The following is a 14,858-nucleotide window of genomic DNA, read 5'->3' as shown; positions in this document are numbered from 1 at the left end:
TGCTACTTTGCTACCTGTCATTTCTTCTTTACGGGCTCTTTATACTTGCTCAGTTTGCTACTGAACTGTCCAGAATTCAGCCCGACGCTATTAGCTATTTCACGCCATGTGACTCCTTGATCCACAATTCCGTTTTCACGCTTTTGTAATCCATCAGCAGATCCTCCCCGATTGAATTCCTTCCTGTAGATCCGAAAGCAAGTTATATACAGCTGCGTCATGAGTTTCTTCAATCCCTTGTTCAGATATCCATTTCAGAATACCTGATTGGGTCACGACCTTTGGCCGTTTGCCCTTCTTGGTCAACGCCAAGGTGCGAACTCCTCCTGCTGTATGTGTAAGGTATCCCTTTCGAATGAGTGTGTTAATGTGTGAATGAATAGTAGAAGATGACGACAACATGAGCGCTTCAGCAGTCTCCCTGATCGTAGGAGCATAACCGTTGTCTTCAATGAATAGTCGAATATAGTCATAGACTTCCTTCTGCCGACGGCTGAGAATCTTCTCTAATGTTGCTTTCGTTGCCACTGTGCTTCCTCTCCTTGTCTTTTGAATTTCGTACCCATGTGAATCCTCGGTACCGTTCTTCGATAAGATATGACTTACCCTGTGGCACAAAATTACTCGGCTCTACCCGCAACTTGCCAAAACCCGTTTCAACTGATCCTTGTTTTACCAGTTCCGTACCTGCAGCACATACCATTTTGATCTGATCGATGCGGCAACCGGACCGTATCAAAGTTGCAAGCTTCTGATCGATTAGCCGGATAACTTCCGTCGAAATTGCCATCTCATCAGCTCCTCAGAATAATTGCATTTGTCCGACTTTTCCGGCAGCGACCGGGTTTATCCAGAGGACTTCCTCCCTGATTGCCCCGCCCTCAGCCTTTGCACGGCGTGTCTCACGCTGCCAGTACTTTAAACGTTCGTCGTATAATGGATGAGCGTAACCACTGAGTAAAACCGGACCTGGATGATCGTCCAATACATCCAAAAGTTCTCCATGTTCTAGGTCCGTCATTTCGTACCGATAACTAGTTGTTGTCCGTGTGCTATGCATGTAAGGCGGATCAGCGTAAATCAATACGTCTGGACGTTGATATCTCAGTAGCAACTCTGCTGCAGGTTGGCACTCAATTTGCACCCCCTGTAGACGTTCAGCAATTGAGCTGATTTTGTTCGGGAACTCAATCCACTCTTTAGCTGGCATAGGACCATTCGGTTCAATCATGCTACGCCAGCCTGTCCGGTGTGCGGTTTTACCTCCCCTACCTTGCCAGAGTCTGACTACCAAACGGCGCGCACGTTCAAGGTCGTTTTCAGAGTCGTGATAACTCTCGTAATATTCCTGCCTCGAGTGTGGGGTCCATCGGATTGCATGTGCCAAGTCTTCCGGACGCTCTCGAATGATGCGGAACAAATTGACCACTTCACCGTCCAAATCATTCACCGTTTCTATTAAACTGCGATCCTTGCTGAACAAAACCGCACCAGAACCAAAGAATGGCTCCAAATATGTTGTATGCGGCGGCATCTGACTGATGATCCAATCTGCCATGCTCCACTTGCTGCCGGGATAGTGCAGGATGCGAGGTACCTTCATATATATCTCCTTTCAAATGCTCATTGCCTATAAGGCAAAAGCATGTAAAAATATATTAATTAAACGAATAGTAGGTGTTAGTTACATGACAGAATCAATAAGTATAGAATTAGCTAGAAGAGATTCCATGTGGAATCGTTTATTAAGCGAGAACGACCCCAACAATGTAGAACCTGGAGCACTTCACCAGCTTCGCTTCTTCTCAGGACAAGCTGGTATATATCGAGATGCCACAACCACTCAGAGTTACACCGAAGATAAAGCGGGAATAGCAGTTTCAATATTACATACAGGTAGGCACTATCCTGATGAAGTCTCTGAAAACGAAATAATATATCATTATCCAGTAACAGATAGACATAGCTCGTTTGATAAGAATGAGATTCAATCTGCTAAAAATGCCGCTATCTTAAACCTACCAATTTTCGTAATTTCTGAAGTAGGAAAGCTGAGGAAAGTGCAGCTGGGAAAAGTCGTTTCTTGGGATGATCTAGCTAAAAACTTCCTTATAGAATTGAATCCTCTAGACTTTTCGACTCAACCAAATGAGGTAGATCATCTGGATGATATTCCTTTTAACCCAACTGTTCCTCGTGCACCCTCCAGGACTATTACAGTGAGTAATAGAGCTGGTCAGCCAAGATTCAAATTTAATGTCATCAAACGTTATGGTCCATGTTGTGCGGTATGTGCTATGCAAGCATTGCCATTGCTTCAAGCCGCTCATATTATTCCAAAAAAATCAAATGGCTCTGATGATCCTCGTAACGGTCTTGTATTGTGTGGAAATCACCATTTGGCATATGATTCAGGAATGTTCTCTATTGACCCCTCGACAACAGAGATTCATATCTCGACTAAAACAACCATGCAGAACATACAAATCACACGTTCAGATTTGACGCATCTTCCGAAGCTACCTCATAATGAGGCTCTTAAACGGCACTGGAGACAGTGGCTCGCAGCAGAGAAGGAACGTAAGTAAGATGAATATAAAGAAGATATGGAAATGGATTCGTTTCATATATGCCTTGTTATTCATAATCTCAATCTTTCTTCTCATTGTTTTCTTAGCTCTTTTAATTTTAGGAATGCTCATAGATCAGAAAACACTTTTAAATGCAGCAATAATTAATTCTCTTACACTCATCATGGCTCTGATATCACTGCCTGGTATTCTAGTCCAACTTGTATCCCTACTTGAAATTAATGATAAGAAGACTTTTACAGTCACCACTAATTGTCCGAAATGCCGACATCTTGTTGATTTAAGAGTAAAAGAAGATTAAGACTGTGCCCCTAGTCAACCCGATTAGGGGTTACTTCTTTGAAGTGAATTTGCGTACCCTGCCGAGTTCATTTATTGCGTGCATGTAGACCGTCCAGCAAAACTTCACGGTGATTAACCAAGCGATAATCCCCATCGTAGTGTTCGATATGAGTCGCTACCCAACGTGGTGGGTCCGCATCGACGGCCAGAAACTCAATAGGAGATCCACTGAAAAGCTCGGTACCATTCAACTCGTACCGCCCGTTTGACTGCAAATATACATGTCCTTCGTCGCGGACATCCGCAAAAGCTTGAATCAACACACGCGCCGCATCATCCATCAGATCACCAGCTTTATAAAACATCCCACGCAGATACTGGTCGTCCGGATCGTGCCGGTCATAATGATTAGACCATTCGTCCTCCATGTTTTTAATTTGTTTGAAAACATGTTGCATACGAGGAGGCAATTCCTCCAACTCTGCTTGAATCTGATATTTCTTAACGGATTCTTTCATTGATATCGCCCTTTCTTGGTGAATTTGAGATCATACGTTCTGTTTGATGCATGCAGCTGGTCACCCCGGCAAACGATCGACCGGGGGATGCTGCCATATGAATGATGCTTAGACTGCTACGCCATCCTGCATCATCTTAGCAACTCTCTTTTTATATGCGTTGAACTTGGAGCTGATCTGTGAACTCGGGATGTTCATTTCTTTTGAGATCTCCAACCATGTCTTGCCCTCTACCTTCCGTTGCTGAAGGAGTGTAGGGAAATCAGCAGGACCATCAGCGAACTTGATATCATCAAAAATCGGCCGTTGATTAAGAATGAACATCTCAAGTTCTTCCTTACCGATCTCGGCAGGTGGATTGGCTTTATCACCTGCAGGCGGATCTTGTTGTGTTACGTGTTGGGGATCGCTTGGCGGTTGGTCACCTTCTGAATCACCAGAACTAAAGTCCATTTCCTTCGATCCGGACTGATCATCATCGATACCCTTCATCCAGTCTGGAATGTCATTGTTATCGTTATCACCGTAAGGATCATTTGGATCGATACCCGAATCATCGACGCCTGTCGGTGGAACAGTTGGCTGGGCATCACCATCGCCCGTTTCCTGACCGTCTCCAGTTGGTTGCTCTTGATCAATCGGCGCCTCAGCTGGTCCAAACAACTGAGCTTGATTCTCGTCCTGCTCAGGTTCAGAACCCGGCTTCTCGATCTGTGTTACTACACCTGACGCATCCGTCGTTACACGGCGACCGCTGTACCAAGTACGGTACATAGCGTCCCGTTCATCTTCTTCGAACTCAAATGCAGCTTGCGGATCTCCAAGGAACACATTGATTTTCTCACCTTGGTTAGTGGACAAGAACATGAAATTATCCTGAACAACTTTCAACGGCAAAGTAAGTTTAATCTCCACATCAGACTCGCCGACTTTGAATCCTTTTCCCATAGTTGCGCTGAATTTTGCAAAGTTTTTAATCATTCCAGTCATCTCCTCAAATTTTATAATTGTGATAATTCCTTGATTTTCACTTCAATACGTGGCCGAGCACTGTAACGCTTCCGGGCAAACACCTCAACAACCTGACTATCATCCTTCCAAATCACACCTTTCAGGGCATCTTTTACACCCTTCAGGTAATTGTCCACGTCCGGTTTGGTTGTTGGTACGATGTGACCAGCTTCAGCGAGCATCGCCTTCTTTGGGCTTTTGCTGATGGATTTTGGTATAGATCGGTAAACCGTCAACACCATGCCGATAGGTCCGAGTAACAAAGCATCAGGTGCGTGTTCACTGGCTGCCAGCTTCACGTAATCTTTGTAATCCTTAGACTTCTTCGGATCGTACATCTTCACAAAACCTGTTCTGGTCGAAGCTTTTGGACGCCCCTGTGCCACCGGCTCACCATATACTGTGAAAGTGATCATGTGCGTCGCCGTCCTTTCGTTCTTTCTCTACGCCGTTGACGTGCAGGTAGCATGTCCCGCTTAATGACAAACACCTCGGCCAGTTTACGGCCATCGTCCCCGCGCACAACGTAACTCAAATGTGTCTGATGGTGCGGATCAATCAGCTTTCGCACGTCGCACCTCCAGTTCCGACAATTGCATCAAACTCAGCGATCCCTTCGTGGAGCTCAGTTTGATCAATTCCCTCAAATTCCGCCTGCAGCTCATCCCGATCAGGAACTTGTCCCGTGTTCATGAATCGATGTCTCATGTACTCTGACACCGACCATCTGGTATAAGGACTGCCCATCAAGTACGTACCTTGTACGGCCGCAACATGCCATCGATCTTGTCCAGCAACCAGCGTTTCCCCGAATGCTTGTTCAGCAGTACAACACCTTCAGACGTTTCCCGCTCAGACAGCCAGTTTTCCAACGTTACGCCTGGTCTGGCCTTGAGCAGATCGATCTTTTGTTTCTTGGTGAGCCGTTTACCTTGCTTCATGTTCGTTCCCTCCTTACGCCCATTGGCGTTTTTCTATATCTTCAGGCTCCGGTGGAGTTGGGCCATAGTTATGCTTCCGCTCATAGTTCACGAATTTATTGAATTGTTTCAGGAAGACCAATTCAACAGTACCTACCGGACCATTACGTTGCTTACCGATGATGATCTCGATGATGTTCTTCTTCTCGGTCTCCTGGTTATAGTAGTCATCCCGGTACAGGAACGCTACGATGTCGGCATCTTGCTCGATCGAACCCGATTCCCGCAAGTCACTCATCATGGGACGTTTATCCTGGCGTTGTTCAACCGCTCGGCTGAGCTGGGACAATGCAACAACCGGAACATCCAATTCACGAGCCAATTGCTTCAAAGTCCTTGAAATCTCGGAAACTTCTTGCTGTCGATTCTCAGAGCCTTTTCCCTGACGACCTGCGATGAGCTGAAGATAGTCGATTACGATCATCCCCAGTCCTTCCTGCTTTTTAAGGCGGCGACACTTCGCGCGGATTTCGTGAACAGTAATACCCGGCGAATCGTCGATACGGATATTTGTTGCACCCAGGATTCCAACTGCTTCAGCAAACTTTGTCCAATCGTCTGAAGCAAAATCGCCCATCCTCATGTTGCTCGCGTCGATGTTCCCTTCGGCACACACCATCCGCTGAACAAGCTGAGCTGCTGACATCTCTAAACTGAATATGGCTACCGGTTCGGTATTCCGAATGGCCACGTTTTGGGCAATGTTCAGAGCGAAAGCCGTTTTACCTACTGATGGTCGAGCAGCAACAATAATCAAATCACTCTTTTGCAATCCGGCTGTGATACTATCCAAGTCAGTGAATCCGGTCTGAATTCCTGTGACTGTGCCATTCTTAAAGTTGTCAGAACGAATCTCGGCAGATTCCACAACATCAATCAACACATTTTCAATTCGCTTAAAATCCTGTTTAGGTGCTGCTCGATCTGTTAACTTGTTCTGTGCTTGTTGAGCACTGGACATTAACTGCGATATTTCCGTCCCTGCAGCTGCTTGTTGTATCAGAAGCATATTCGTCCGAATCAGATCCCTGCGAATTGCCATATCCTGAAGCTGTTCGAAGTAGTAACCGGCATTCGCGGCAGTTGGTACTCCCCCCGCCAACTTAGCAAGGTAACTCACTCCACCGATATCATTCAGTTCACCTTTGTCCTTCAGACTTTCCGTCACTGTAACAAGGTCGATTGGATTTTGACCTTCAGCCAATCCTGCAATCGTTGTGTAAATTAGGCTATGGGCCTTATCGTAAAAAGCGTCAACTGTGAGCATTTCGGCATGTTCCAATGCTTCATCTGGCTTTAGCAACAAGGCACCCAATGCTGCCTGTTCAAACTCCATGCTGTATGGCAGGTTATTTTCTATGTCGAAGCCGTTCAATTAAACCATCCTTCCAGCCTGGCGGAGGTGGGCAAGCCAATTCTGCGGCCGCTTCTCTCTTTGCAAAAAATTCAGCAGTTACAGCACGCATCCGATCACGTTCAAGCTGTTCACCCAACTGTCCGCGGATCTCAGCAATATTCGGTGGCCATTTGCCTGTCCGGACGTGCTCTTGAAGGTTTTGCTGTGCTGCTTCAAACGAGAAGTCATGCAGATACTTCATGTGACGATCCACATTTTCCTCACTCACGTCGAAATGGGGGTAGTTCTCCTTGATCTCGATCAGCAAGTCAAAAATTTCTGCTCTATCCACGCTTACGTTCCTCCTCCGCTCGCCGCCTTAGATCTGCGAGTTCCTGTTGCTGACGGCTTAATCTGCGCGGCTGAGTAGCCGCTGGCGCTTGTATGTTTGGAACCAAAGCAGGTTTAAATGGCTGTTGGTCCTTTGCTTGATGAATTTTCCAAGCTTGTTCAATGCCCTCGACATAATACAAAAAGCTCTTAGGCATTGTGAAACCCTCTCCTTCTCGAATCCGTTTTGCCTGAAGCAGGCTTGCCATAGTTTGGATGGTAAAAGGGTTAGGCGTACCTCCGGCGACCATCTTACCCATGGCTAAACGTTCGTTTTGAGAAACGTGAAATTCAAGCTTGTTGTGTATCTTGCAATAGGCATCCAATAATCCAATCATTCCATCGTCTCCCGAAGGAACTGGATTCAGAATGTCATCCCATGATTCACTAGTAGTAGCAGTAGTAATAGTAGTAGTACTATCTTTTAGATCGGACAGTTTTGTCCGATCACTATCCAAAATTGCTGTGTGATCGGACATTTCTGTCTGATCACTAGGCGACTGATCGGACAATATTGTCTGATCACCGTGATTGTGATCGGACATATTTGTCTTATCACTGACTTCATGATCGGACACTTTTGTCCGTTCACTTTCGACTGATCGGACATTTCTGTCTGATCTCTTTTTGGAATTTCGGACCTTCAGGATCAGTCCTCTTGGTGCCCTGGTAACATTGATGTACTGATGTTGTTCAAGTGCATCCATCCATCTGCTGACGGTCTTATCATTGACTCCGAAGTATCCAGCAATCTCAGACAGCTTCATTGGCTTGCCGCCGAGGACAACGCCCCAGACAGTTTCCTCCTCCTCAATCTCCTTCGTAGTTGAACTGATGCACCAGAGGAAAAGCCATATCGCGTTGCCTATGTTCTTGTAGTGGTCTGGCTCCAAGATGCCGGAGTAAATCGGAAACGGGTAACTGCCATCGGGCATGTTGCTCATCCCCTTTTTAATGCTATGAACTACTTACTGCGTAAACGGCGACATCGAACTTGCTTTCATTGCCTGTTATCTCACGAGTAATCGTCTGAATTCCACGACCGAAATGAGTAACTAAATCATTAATGGCTTGCGGCATATGAACCGGATCTGATGACGCTGCCGCCTGTGCCCCCAGTGAGAAAGCGACGTCTCTTAGATGGGACTGGAGAACCTCCGGACCTTCCATCGCGGCGTCTTCAAACATTTGTTGCAACTGGTTGAACACTGCCTTTCTGCTCTGTTTCGTATTCATACATCACGCCCCCTATTATCACGTAAATAAATGTGCGGGTACTTCGCACGAACAACCAGCCATCCAGGATAGCCTCGTGCGAAGTAATCCCGAACCTCTTTCTTGAAAAGCGCAGGATCTGAATCCATCATTCGCCATATCCGATCACCGATCATACTGCGTAGAAGCGGCTGATCGGTTATGGAATCTATTTGGCTCATTATTCAAATTCGACCTGTTCAGATCCACCATCGCCTTGTTGAGCAGGTGATGGATCGTCGGTACCTGCAGGTGGGGTGATATCGATGAACGGTTCATCCGAAGGTGTAATATCTTTTCTTGTGGTTTCGTCATGCGTTACAGCAGAAGCAATCTCCACGCTGATCGGCAACCATTTCCATCCGGAACGAACGACCGTCTTTTTGCACATTTCCGTATAATCCGTGACCCAGGGGCCGTTATTCGATGCCTTGGAACGTTTCCGGTGCGCCTCAATCTCGCTGATCGGCATGTAATGGATGAAATGACCGCCGTCATTGAACTTGGCGACCATGTAAGCTCCGACTACCTTACCTGACTCAGTTGGCTTTTCATCTTTCCGCAGGAACCAAGGAACGTGTTTCAGATTCTCTTCAAGACCATATATCAACTCTATGAAGTCATTTTCATAGACTTCATGCGCGGAAATGGATTGAATATTACCAGAACGCCGGGCCAGATCGATCATGCCTTTATAACCGATAATGAAAGTGGCTTCCTTGCCGTAAGGAATGATGTAGCAATGACCAATCAGTCCTGGCTCAAGTCCTAACTGAGCCGATTGCATAACCGCGGCCATGAGTGAAGGAATTGAACATTCCAACAGCTTTGGATTTGTCCGGATTGTAGTGAGCGCGATACGACTTAAACGCTCGATGTTCATATGCTTCGGCATTGCTTCAGCAATCTGAGATTCCATTTTCTTCAGATAAGCGGCGATGGTTTGCGATGGATTAACAGCAGGAGCTTTGTTCGCCCCCGCTGCCTTATCTTGTAATTTCCCTTCGAGTGATGCTCCGTTTGTTCGTGCCATGGGGCCTCCTTATTTCACCAAGAACCGTCTTGAAGACGAGGTGTTTGAGTATTTTTCATATAGATCAGGTTGCTCTTTCTTTAATCGTTTACTGTCAATTCGAGAAGTATCATTCGACTTCCAGGACAACAAAGTGTCACCGTTATGGATAGCCAGCTCATTCTCGCCCATGATTGATTTCAACTCGTTTTCGTATCGTTTGACCTGTTCCGTAGCAACGGCAGCGTCTTCCTTTGCCGCCTGAAGCTGACGAACGATTCCGGCTTGCTTATCATTCAAGACGACTTCGCTTGATGGCGCGGATATGGGGTAAAGCTGATTCAACAGATTTGCTGAAGCGTCACTCCCGTCAATCATTGGCGGAATGCCAGGCACGACATGCCGGTTCCAAAACTCGTCCTCGATCTGCACAAGTGAGTCAATGATCTTGTCATTGCGTTCGATCAGCTTGTATTGGAAACGTTGACCACCGATAAGAACCGCAAAGTACCCGTAATCCACGCCAAGAACAGCCATGTAATGCTGCAGTTGGATCGCGTACTCATCAGGAATCTGATCGTCTTCCCACTCACCGAGTTTGTAGGCGCTGGCCGTTTTACACTCCAGGATGCCGAGTCCACGACCACCTTTATCCAAGATCAAGCGGTCCACGTTACCAAGCATGAATTTATGTTCAGGATGCTGATAAAGCTTGTTGCTACGTTGAACCCGTAGTCCGGTTTGAATCGTGAACTCCCTTGCTACAATGTCTTCGAGCAAGTTGCCCCAGTAGGCGGCTTCTCCAGCTTCGTCAGGCTCGATTTGACCTGTCTTATCCAGAAACACTCCAACGGGTGATTTATAACGATTCAGGCCAGCGACAGCAGATGCATCCGAACCACCGATACCTCTCCGGCGGATCTTCAACCATTCCTCTCGTGCCATGTTCTTTGTACTGGCTGCAATAATCATTGCCATGATTGTTCCTCCCTTAAATGAAATCCTGAATGCTCATACCCCGATCAGCGAGTTCTTCGTAAATCGTGGGATAATCAGAACCATATTCATCTTCACAATCAGGTTCTCCCCAATGGGATTCTTCATTGTTGGACATGTGCATCCTCCTTGTTCGGAACGGCCACCCGTGGTAAGATGACCGTGTATCCATATTTAGTTTTCAATGTTCTGAGATAGCCTGTAGCCGCGGGCTATTTTTCGTTTGATGGAACAGGTCCGTCTTCCGCGATCGTCTTCCAATCAAGAATGACAGGAGCATTTTCAACACTTGTAATCAGTTGGCCATCACCATCCATTACATGAAATTCTGAATGGACATGATCTTCGTATTCAGCGCCAACTTGCTTGATCTCAATGACCTCGCGGCCTTCGATTTCGGTACCCACTTCAAAAACCCGAGTGGGATTGCTTACAACGGTAAGCCGATGAATAATTTGCACGTGTTGTCCTCCCTTCTTATGTATTGCGGTTTCCCGCGACCATCGCCCCAAGGGGCTAGGTTTCGTCCGCACCGCTGCGGACTCATCAGGCAGTTTAATTTGCTTTTAAAGTTTGCTTGGCCGCAATGACAGCTTTGATATCCCGAATCTTCGCTTCAGCCGCACGATCGCTCTGTACAATAGCTTCCAGGATTATTTCAAACAATTCCCCATTCCCTAAAGGTGAATCAATGAATTTATTGCGATAAAAATCGACTGTCTCATTAAACTTAAAGTCCTCTTGAGTTCTGTCCATATACCCTCCTGAGTTAAAGCCCTACGGCTGTTATTTGATCAATTGCTTGAATCGCTTGAAGTTTGAACTCCAGCGGCAATTCCTGAAGACTAAACTTCGCATTTTCCCAACGGATAAAGATATCCAACCGTTCGGATCTGTAAGTGTCCATTCCAGCGTCTGACGTTGGAAGCTTATTACTAGCCCTCAAAGCCAGCGTCGTTGTCACGTAGTTGTCGATGATTTGTCTTGCCAATTGTTCGCTCATACCGATTCCCCCTTGCGCTTTGACTCGGGAGACGATAAAATAAGCAGCACAAGAGACTTTAAACGTGTTCTCTTACCGAGTGTCCGCCCTGCCAGGCGGGCATTTTCTATTTCTACTTCCGCGAACCGGATCATCCGGTTGAGATATTCCTCTGCATTATTTATCTTCCCAGGCAACATTCTTTCAGGCTGCTTCCGAATCAGTTTCAAGTTATGTAAAGAATGTTTCCCAGCTTGCAACGCTTCGGCTGCCAATTGTTCACGAGACATACGTTTATCCCCCTATCAATCTTTGAATCATGCTGATCCCGTCCATGCCGTAAAGAAATGAGACAATCACTTCCCTTGCTCCGGTTACCTCAGCCCAGTGCATCATCGTGTTCATGTCGGGAATCTTATGATCCTTTTCGTATTTCGAAACACAAGCCTGTGTACGATGGAGCTTGTCCGCCAATTGCTCTTGGGTAAGACCAGCTCGTTCGCGACAAGCTCTCATGATTGACCCAAACTTCATTTCCAACCGTGTTCACCTCCCCCCTCGGATTATTCCAATTTGGAATGGGAATTCTATTAACAACGGGCTATGATTGTCTCATGAGCTTCCCCGCTCGTGATCCCTTCATTGCCCGCCAGCCGGTACAGCTCGGCGGGTTTCTTGTATCCTGCGAATCATTGCTTCAGCGTCCTTCTTGAGTCGCTTAAGCTCTTGTTGCGATATCAGATGTGGATTTTTACATTGAATTTCAAGTGACAGGGTGTAATCAATCGCTTGATCTACTGTCATCTTCTTGAGTTCAGACCGGGTAACGACTGCGGATATGAAGCATGCTCGTGATGTGGGCTTGATCCAATAAAATCGCATGATGTTCACCTCACTTGACTGATTTCTTGGAGCTGAGCTTTTCTTTATTAGCCTTGATTTCGCGACACGCTCTTTCGAGTAATTCGCGATCGAATACACCAGTATCAATAGTGACTTTGTTTGTGATCGGCTGTGTAGTGACTTTCATTAGCTCACTCCCTTTTCATTCAAACGTGCCAAGACTTCAGGAGAGATCTTTTCTCTATAAGCCGCTACTTTTAATTCAACTGGATCAACGGATAATACTTCAGCTAGCGCGTCGTTAAGTTTATCTCCTGCTGGAGGTAACTTACCGTTCTGGAGCTTGCTCAAGTGTGACTTTGTTGTTTTAAATCCTCTTTCATGAAGAAGATCACAAAGTTGAGATAAGGACAGTCCGGAATCTCGAACATAGTTCCTAAAAATTTCTGCATATTTCATTTTTTCACCCCACTCAAATGTTGTTATAAAAATGATTACTTTTGTTGCACTAAATATAACAACTTAATATATCTATGTCAACAAAAAGTTGTTATTAAAATGCTAACACATGATTCGTTGCTATTTTTATGACAACAAGCAATAATACTAATTGGAGGGATGATCTGTGAAATACAACGAACTGCTCCGTAGTTATATAAAAAAATCCGGATTAACTCTGGATAAAATTTCAGAGTTAATTCCGGAATATAATCAAACAGCTTCGAAACAATATTTGAGTAAATTACAAAATGGAAGAACCCCCCCTGCTTCTGAAGAATTGAACAGAGTGCTTGCAAAAATAACTGGAGGGGATGCTAATGAATTAATAAAAGCGGCCTATATTGTTAAAGCGCCCGCTAACGTTAAGGATTCTATCTATGCTGGAGACGTTTTAAAAAAGCTGAATGCTCAGATTTTATCTGACGGAATCGGTCATGGCGGTAATAATCCAATTTTATTAGAAGAATTGATAAAGTTAGCTGAAAAGAAAGATTTCGAAACCGCATTTAAAAAGACGAAAATGTATTCAGACCTATTCCTAGTTATAGGTTTTATAGTCGGGTATCTGGATAGATGCGCCAATAATCACACAGGCAATGATACTCAATTCGACTCAATTTATAACTACCTCGTTAAGATTGACGAAGAACACGGGTTGGGTTTGGAAATTACGCTGACTCCCGATAAACCCAAATGTGCACTTCAAATCATTTCTATACTGAAGGAAAAAGTTTTTCCTACGATTAATACATTTGAATTTGGAGGGACTGTGTTCAACTTTGCTGATTACTTAAATACTGATGGAAGTCCCAAATTCGATATTTTGATCAGTGAAAAAAGTGATGACTCAGACACAAATAGAAAGACAGAAGTCAATAATCAAGTAGAGGCACTTGATGATGATCTAAAGAAGAAAATGCATTTTTTCGAGAGTTTAGAACTCGATTTAGGGCTTGATCTTACTGATCCTGATGTTCAAAAAAAACTCAAACGCGCTGCAAAAATCATCTTCTCCGAGGAAGATTGATTCTAAATTTGAAACTATGTATCTCTTTTCTGGCTCATTTGAAGGCAACTCACTTAACTCCGATAATGTTTTTTCATTAGTATTGTTTTTCATGTTGCCACTTCCGTTCCTATTTCTCGGTTTTATAAGAACACATGTTCCTATATATAATACTAACATGTGCTCATATGATTGGTAAATCCTCAACAGTTATTTCTTGAGAATTATATCTAATGATCAGCACAGGAACGGTATTAATTGGCTCACACTGTAATGAAGATATACATCTGACGAATGGCTTTATCGAAATTAAATCTTACCATCACCTCGTATACCGTCTTTACGAAGTGATGTTTACATATACACACTAATGTACGAGTAAATTCCCCAACCGATGGGACAAAGAAAAGAGAAGGTATAGAAAGATGAAAAGAGTAGCTTTATTTACTATGGTTTTTGCACTTGTAGCAGTATTATCAGCATGCGGAGATACAAAGGAGAATTCTTCTTCGCAAGCCAGCCAAACAGATACCAAACAAACAGAAATTGAAGCAGAAAACCAGAAACTAAAGGAAGAAGCTGAAGCTTTGAAAAAAGAGTTGGCTGAAAAAGAAGCTTCCGAAGTTGAAACTGCAGCTACTGAGGTGAGCACAAAAACGCAAGAACAAGAACCAAAAAGTGCTGTTACTGCGGAAATGATGAGCTTAGTTGTTCCTAATCTTGTAGAGGGTGGCGCTGTTGACCAAAAAACCTATGACTATTTGGTAAAGCATGCTGACCTCTTCCCAGCTGTAACTGCAGACACAAAAAAGGCCGCTTCAAAGGAAGTAGATAGTAAGATCACTTCAAAACATCTATTTAAGAACATTACTCCTTATCTTGATAAGATGGTAAAAGTAACAGGTACTGTTATTCAAGTTCAAGAAGAAGAAACTGATTTTGGGACTGTAGCAACGGTACATATCATGGACGAAGCGGGAAACTCCTTGATCGGTTATTATAATAATTCAACAGGAGATATTCTTGACGGTGATGACGTGACAATGCGCGGTGTTCCTACAGCAGTGTATTCTTTTGACAATATTAGTGGTGGAACTACGAATGCTATTATGTTGGCCGTTTCTACAGTTCAAAAAGTCCAATAATTAACTAACAA

General features: G+C 44.7%; 27 protein-coding genes. 3 read left to right on the top strand and 24 right to left on the bottom strand.

The window, feature by feature from the left end; genetic code table 11:
* Positions 1-153 precede the first annotated feature (153 nt).
* The 3 genes from MHB43_RS01095 to MHB43_RS01085 are packed head-to-tail and all read right to left on the bottom strand — an operon-like array spanning position 154 to position 1,603.
* Positions 154-528 (bottom strand): hypothetical protein, encoded by a 375-nt coding sequence (locus tag MHB43_RS01095; RefSeq protein ID WP_405131134.1) that lies wholly within the window; start codon positions 526-528, stop codon positions 154-156.
* Positions 470-790: a hypothetical protein gene (locus tag MHB43_RS01090; RefSeq protein WP_405131133.1), complete on the bottom strand. Its 321-nt coding sequence runs from the start codon at positions 788-790 to the stop codon at positions 470-472. Before MHB43_RS01090 ends, MHB43_RS01095 begins: the two co-directional genes overlap by 59 nt.
* Before the next feature lie 12 nt (positions 791-802).
* Positions 803-1,603, bottom strand: coding sequence for a DNA adenine methylase (locus MHB43_RS01085; protein WP_405131132.1), 801 nt, complete (start codon positions 1,601-1,603; stop codon positions 803-805).
* 85 nt (positions 1,604-1,688) lie between these two features.
* Here MHB43_RS01085 and MHB43_RS01080 point away from each other — a divergent pair, with 85 nt between their 5' ends.
* Positions 1,689-2,588 (top strand): HNH endonuclease, encoded by a 900-nt coding sequence (locus MHB43_RS01080; RefSeq protein ID WP_405131131.1) that lies wholly within the window; start codon positions 1,689-1,691, stop codon positions 2,586-2,588.
* A 371-nt stretch (positions 2,589-2,959) separates the two neighbouring features.
* On the opposite strand, the gene MHB43_RS01075 is transcribed toward MHB43_RS01080, so the two are convergent.
* The 21 genes from MHB43_RS01075 to MHB43_RS00975 all read right to left on the bottom strand — a co-directional run bounded on the left by MHB43_RS01075 (position 2,960) and on the right by MHB43_RS00975 (position 12,654).
* Positions 2,960-3,391 carry a DUF5348 domain-containing protein gene (locus MHB43_RS01075; protein ID WP_405131130.1) on the bottom strand — a complete coding sequence of 144 codons (432 nt, stop codon included), beginning with the start codon at positions 3,389-3,391 and terminating at the stop codon, positions 2,960-2,962.
* Between the two features lie 108 nt (positions 3,392-3,499).
* Positions 3,500-4,372, bottom strand: a complete 873-nt coding sequence (locus MHB43_RS01070) for a hypothetical protein (RefSeq protein ID WP_405131129.1) — start codon at positions 4,370-4,372, stop codon at positions 3,500-3,502.
* Between the two features lie 20 nt (positions 4,373-4,392).
* Entirely contained in the window at positions 4,393-4,818 is a 426-nt protein-coding gene (locus MHB43_RS01065) for a RusA family crossover junction endodeoxyribonuclease (RefSeq protein ID WP_074092993.1), read from the bottom strand.
* Entirely contained in the window at positions 4,815-4,973 is a 159-nt protein-coding gene (locus MHB43_RS01060; RefSeq protein WP_175623651.1) for a hypothetical protein, read from the bottom strand. The genes MHB43_RS01065 and MHB43_RS01060 overlap by 4 nt, the downstream gene beginning before the upstream one ends.
* Positions 4,961-5,095 (bottom strand): hypothetical protein, encoded by a 135-nt coding sequence (locus MHB43_RS01055; protein ID WP_405131128.1) that lies wholly within the window; start codon positions 5,093-5,095, stop codon positions 4,961-4,963. Before MHB43_RS01055 ends, MHB43_RS01060 begins: the two co-directional genes overlap by 13 nt.
* 53 nt (positions 5,096-5,148) lie before the next feature.
* A complete protein-coding gene (locus MHB43_RS01050; RefSeq protein WP_074092991.1) occupies positions 5,149-5,343 on the bottom strand; it encodes a DUF6906 family protein in 195 nt (64 codons plus the stop codon).
* Between the two features lie 13 nt (positions 5,344-5,356).
* Positions 5,357-6,718 (bottom strand): replicative DNA helicase, encoded by a 1,362-nt coding sequence (gene dnaB / locus MHB43_RS01045; protein ID WP_405132372.1) that lies wholly within the window; start codon positions 6,716-6,718, stop codon positions 5,357-5,359.
* Positions 6,719-6,731: 13 nt separating this feature from the next.
* Positions 6,732-7,070 (bottom strand): replicative helicase loader/inhibitor, encoded by a 339-nt coding sequence (locus MHB43_RS01040; RefSeq protein ID WP_076330419.1) that lies wholly within the window; start codon positions 7,068-7,070, stop codon positions 6,732-6,734.
* On the bottom strand, positions 7,063-8,043 hold the full coding sequence (locus MHB43_RS01035) for a hypothetical protein (RefSeq protein WP_405131127.1): 981 nt from the start codon (positions 8,041-8,043) through the stop codon (positions 7,063-7,065). Before MHB43_RS01035 ends, MHB43_RS01040 begins: the two co-directional genes overlap by 8 nt.
* 22 nt (positions 8,044-8,065) lie before the next feature.
* Positions 8,066-8,344, bottom strand: coding sequence for a hypothetical protein (locus tag MHB43_RS01030; protein ID WP_249912414.1), 279 nt, complete (start codon positions 8,342-8,344; stop codon positions 8,066-8,068).
* Entirely contained in the window at positions 8,341-8,544 is a 204-nt protein-coding gene (locus tag MHB43_RS01025; RefSeq protein WP_405131126.1) for a hypothetical protein, read from the bottom strand. The genes MHB43_RS01030 and MHB43_RS01025 overlap by 4 nt, the downstream gene beginning before the upstream one ends.
* Positions 8,544-9,395, bottom strand: coding sequence for a recombination protein RecT (gene recT, locus MHB43_RS01020; RefSeq protein WP_405131125.1), 852 nt, complete (start codon positions 9,393-9,395; stop codon positions 8,544-8,546). The genes MHB43_RS01025 and recT overlap by 1 nt, the downstream gene beginning before the upstream one ends.
* Before the next feature lie 9 nt (positions 9,396-9,404).
* Positions 9,405-10,352: a YqaJ viral recombinase family protein gene (locus MHB43_RS01015; protein WP_405131124.1), complete on the bottom strand. Its 948-nt coding sequence runs from the start codon at positions 10,350-10,352 to the stop codon at positions 9,405-9,407.
* 13 nt (positions 10,353-10,365) lie between these two features.
* Positions 10,366-10,488 carry a hypothetical protein gene (locus MHB43_RS01010; RefSeq protein WP_405131123.1) on the bottom strand — a complete coding sequence of 41 codons (123 nt, stop codon included), beginning with the start codon at positions 10,486-10,488 and terminating at the stop codon, positions 10,366-10,368.
* Positions 10,489-10,582: 94 nt separating this feature from the next.
* Positions 10,583-10,831 carry a hypothetical protein gene (locus MHB43_RS01005; protein WP_405131122.1) on the bottom strand — a complete coding sequence of 83 codons (249 nt, stop codon included), beginning with the start codon at positions 10,829-10,831 and terminating at the stop codon, positions 10,583-10,585.
* Between the two features lie 94 nt (positions 10,832-10,925).
* On the bottom strand, positions 10,926-11,126 hold the full coding sequence (locus MHB43_RS01000; RefSeq protein ID WP_405131121.1) for a hypothetical protein: 201 nt from the start codon (positions 11,124-11,126) through the stop codon (positions 10,926-10,928).
* Positions 11,127-11,139: 13 nt separating this feature from the next.
* Positions 11,140-11,373 carry a hypothetical protein gene (locus MHB43_RS00995; RefSeq protein ID WP_405131120.1) on the bottom strand — a complete coding sequence of 78 codons (234 nt, stop codon included), beginning with the start codon at positions 11,371-11,373 and terminating at the stop codon, positions 11,140-11,142.
* Complete coding sequence (locus MHB43_RS00990; RefSeq protein ID WP_405131119.1) at positions 11,370-11,642, bottom strand: hypothetical protein; 273 nt, start codon at positions 11,640-11,642, stop codon at positions 11,370-11,372. Before MHB43_RS00990 ends, MHB43_RS00995 begins: the two co-directional genes overlap by 4 nt.
* A gap of 4 nt (positions 11,643-11,646) precedes the next feature.
* Positions 11,647-11,886, bottom strand: a complete 240-nt coding sequence (locus MHB43_RS00985) for a helix-turn-helix domain-containing protein (protein ID WP_405132371.1) — start codon at positions 11,884-11,886, stop codon at positions 11,647-11,649.
* 105 nt (positions 11,887-11,991) lie between these two features.
* A complete protein-coding gene (locus MHB43_RS00980; protein WP_405131118.1) occupies positions 11,992-12,234 on the bottom strand; it encodes a hypothetical protein in 243 nt (80 codons plus the stop codon).
* A 147-nt stretch (positions 12,235-12,381) separates the two neighbouring features.
* The gene (locus MHB43_RS00975) at positions 12,382-12,654 is read right to left on the bottom strand and encodes an XRE family transcriptional regulator (protein WP_405131117.1); all 273 of its coding nucleotides are present in this window, start codon (positions 12,652-12,654) and stop codon (positions 12,382-12,384) included.
* A 166-nt stretch (positions 12,655-12,820) separates the two neighbouring features.
* Here MHB43_RS00975 and MHB43_RS00970 point away from each other — a divergent pair, with 166 nt between their 5' ends.
* Together MHB43_RS00970 and MHB43_RS00965 are read left to right on the top strand one after the other, a co-directional pair.
* Positions 12,821-13,723, top strand: coding sequence for a hypothetical protein (locus MHB43_RS00970; protein ID WP_405131116.1), 903 nt, complete (start codon positions 12,821-12,823; stop codon positions 13,721-13,723).
* A 404-nt stretch (positions 13,724-14,127) separates the two neighbouring features.
* A complete protein-coding gene (locus tag MHB43_RS00965; protein ID WP_405131115.1) occupies positions 14,128-14,847 on the top strand; it encodes a hypothetical protein in 720 nt (239 codons plus the stop codon).
* Positions 14,848-14,858: the final 11 nt, after the last annotated feature.

Source organism: Paenibacillus sp. FSL H8-0317 (genome assembly GCF_045040685.1).
Lineage (GTDB): Bacteria > Bacillota > Bacilli > Paenibacillales > Paenibacillaceae > Paenibacillus.
Note: the sequence above shows the minus strand (reverse complement) of the source record. Positions and strands in the feature narration are given on the sequence as shown.

What these genes read in the sequence shown, in the direction of transcription:
- MHB43_RS01015 (WP_405131124.1), bottom strand. Translation starts at nt 10,352, where the DNA reads ATGGCAATGATTATTGCAGCCAGTACAAAGAACATGGCACGAGAGGAA.
- MHB43_RS01000 (WP_405131121.1), bottom strand. Translation starts at nt 11,126, where the DNA reads ATGGACAGAACTCAAGAGGACTTTAAGTTTAATGAGACAGTCGATTTT.
- MHB43_RS01070 (WP_405131129.1), bottom strand. Translation starts at nt 4,372, where the DNA reads ATGATTAAAAACTTTGCAAAATTCAGCGCAACTATGGGAAAAGGATTC.
- dnaB (WP_405132372.1), bottom strand. Translation starts at nt 6,718, where the DNA reads ATGGAGTTTGAACAGGCAGCATTGGGTGCCTTGTTGCTAAAGCCAGAT.
- MHB43_RS00985 (WP_405132371.1), bottom strand. Translation starts at nt 11,886, where the DNA reads ATGAAGTTTGGGTCAATCATGAGAGCTTGTCGCGAACGAGCTGGTCTT.
- MHB43_RS01010 (WP_405131123.1), bottom strand. Translation starts at nt 10,488, where the DNA reads ATGTCCAACAATGAAGAATCCCATTGGGGAGAACCTGATTGTGAAGAT.
- recT (WP_405131125.1), bottom strand. Translation starts at nt 9,395, where the DNA reads ATGGCACGAACAAACGGAGCATCACTCGAAGGGAAATTACAAGATAAG.
- MHB43_RS00995 (WP_405131120.1), bottom strand. Translation starts at nt 11,373, where the DNA reads ATGAGCGAACAATTGGCAAGACAAATCATCGACAACTACGTGACAACG.
- MHB43_RS01030 (WP_249912414.1), bottom strand. Translation starts at nt 8,344, where the DNA reads ATGAATACGAAACAGAGCAGAAAGGCAGTGTTCAACCAGTTGCAACAA.
- MHB43_RS00965 (WP_405131115.1), top strand. Translation starts at nt 14,128, where the DNA reads ATGAAAAGAGTAGCTTTATTTACTATGGTTTTTGCACTTGTAGCAGTA.
- MHB43_RS00990 (WP_405131119.1), bottom strand. Translation starts at nt 11,642, where the DNA reads ATGTCTCGTGAACAATTGGCAGCCGAAGCGTTGCAAGCTGGGAAACAT.
- MHB43_RS01085 (WP_405131132.1), bottom strand. Translation starts at nt 1,603, where the DNA reads ATGAAGGTACCTCGCATCCTGCACTATCCCGGCAGCAAGTGGAGCATG.
- MHB43_RS01075 (WP_405131130.1), bottom strand. Translation starts at nt 3,391, where the DNA reads ATGAAAGAATCCGTTAAGAAATATCAGATTCAAGCAGAGTTGGAGGAA.
- MHB43_RS01050 (WP_074092991.1), bottom strand. Translation starts at nt 5,343, where the DNA reads ATGAAGCAAGGTAAACGGCTCACCAAGAAACAAAAGATCGATCTGCTC.
- MHB43_RS01065 (WP_074092993.1), bottom strand. Translation starts at nt 4,818, where the DNA reads ATGATCACTTTCACAGTATATGGTGAGCCGGTGGCACAGGGGCGTCCA.
- MHB43_RS01090 (WP_405131133.1), bottom strand. Translation starts at nt 790, where the DNA reads ATGGCAATTTCGACGGAAGTTATCCGGCTAATCGATCAGAAGCTTGCA.
- MHB43_RS00975 (WP_405131117.1), bottom strand. Translation starts at nt 12,654, where the DNA reads ATGAAATATGCAGAAATTTTTAGGAACTATGTTCGAGATTCCGGACTG.
- MHB43_RS00980 (WP_405131118.1), bottom strand. Translation starts at nt 12,234, where the DNA reads ATGCGATTTTATTGGATCAAGCCCACATCACGAGCATGCTTCATATCC.
- MHB43_RS01055 (WP_405131128.1), bottom strand. Translation starts at nt 5,095, where the DNA reads ATGAACACGGGACAAGTTCCTGATCGGGATGAGCTGCAGGCGGAATTT.
- MHB43_RS01035 (WP_405131127.1), bottom strand. Translation starts at nt 8,043, where the DNA reads ATGCCCGATGGCAGTTACCCGTTTCCGATTTACTCCGGCATCTTGGAG.
- MHB43_RS01080 (WP_405131131.1), top strand. Translation starts at nt 1,689, where the DNA reads ATGACAGAATCAATAAGTATAGAATTAGCTAGAAGAGATTCCATGTGG.
- MHB43_RS01025 (WP_405131126.1), bottom strand. Translation starts at nt 8,544, where the DNA reads ATGAGCCAAATAGATTCCATAACCGATCAGCCGCTTCTACGCAGTATG.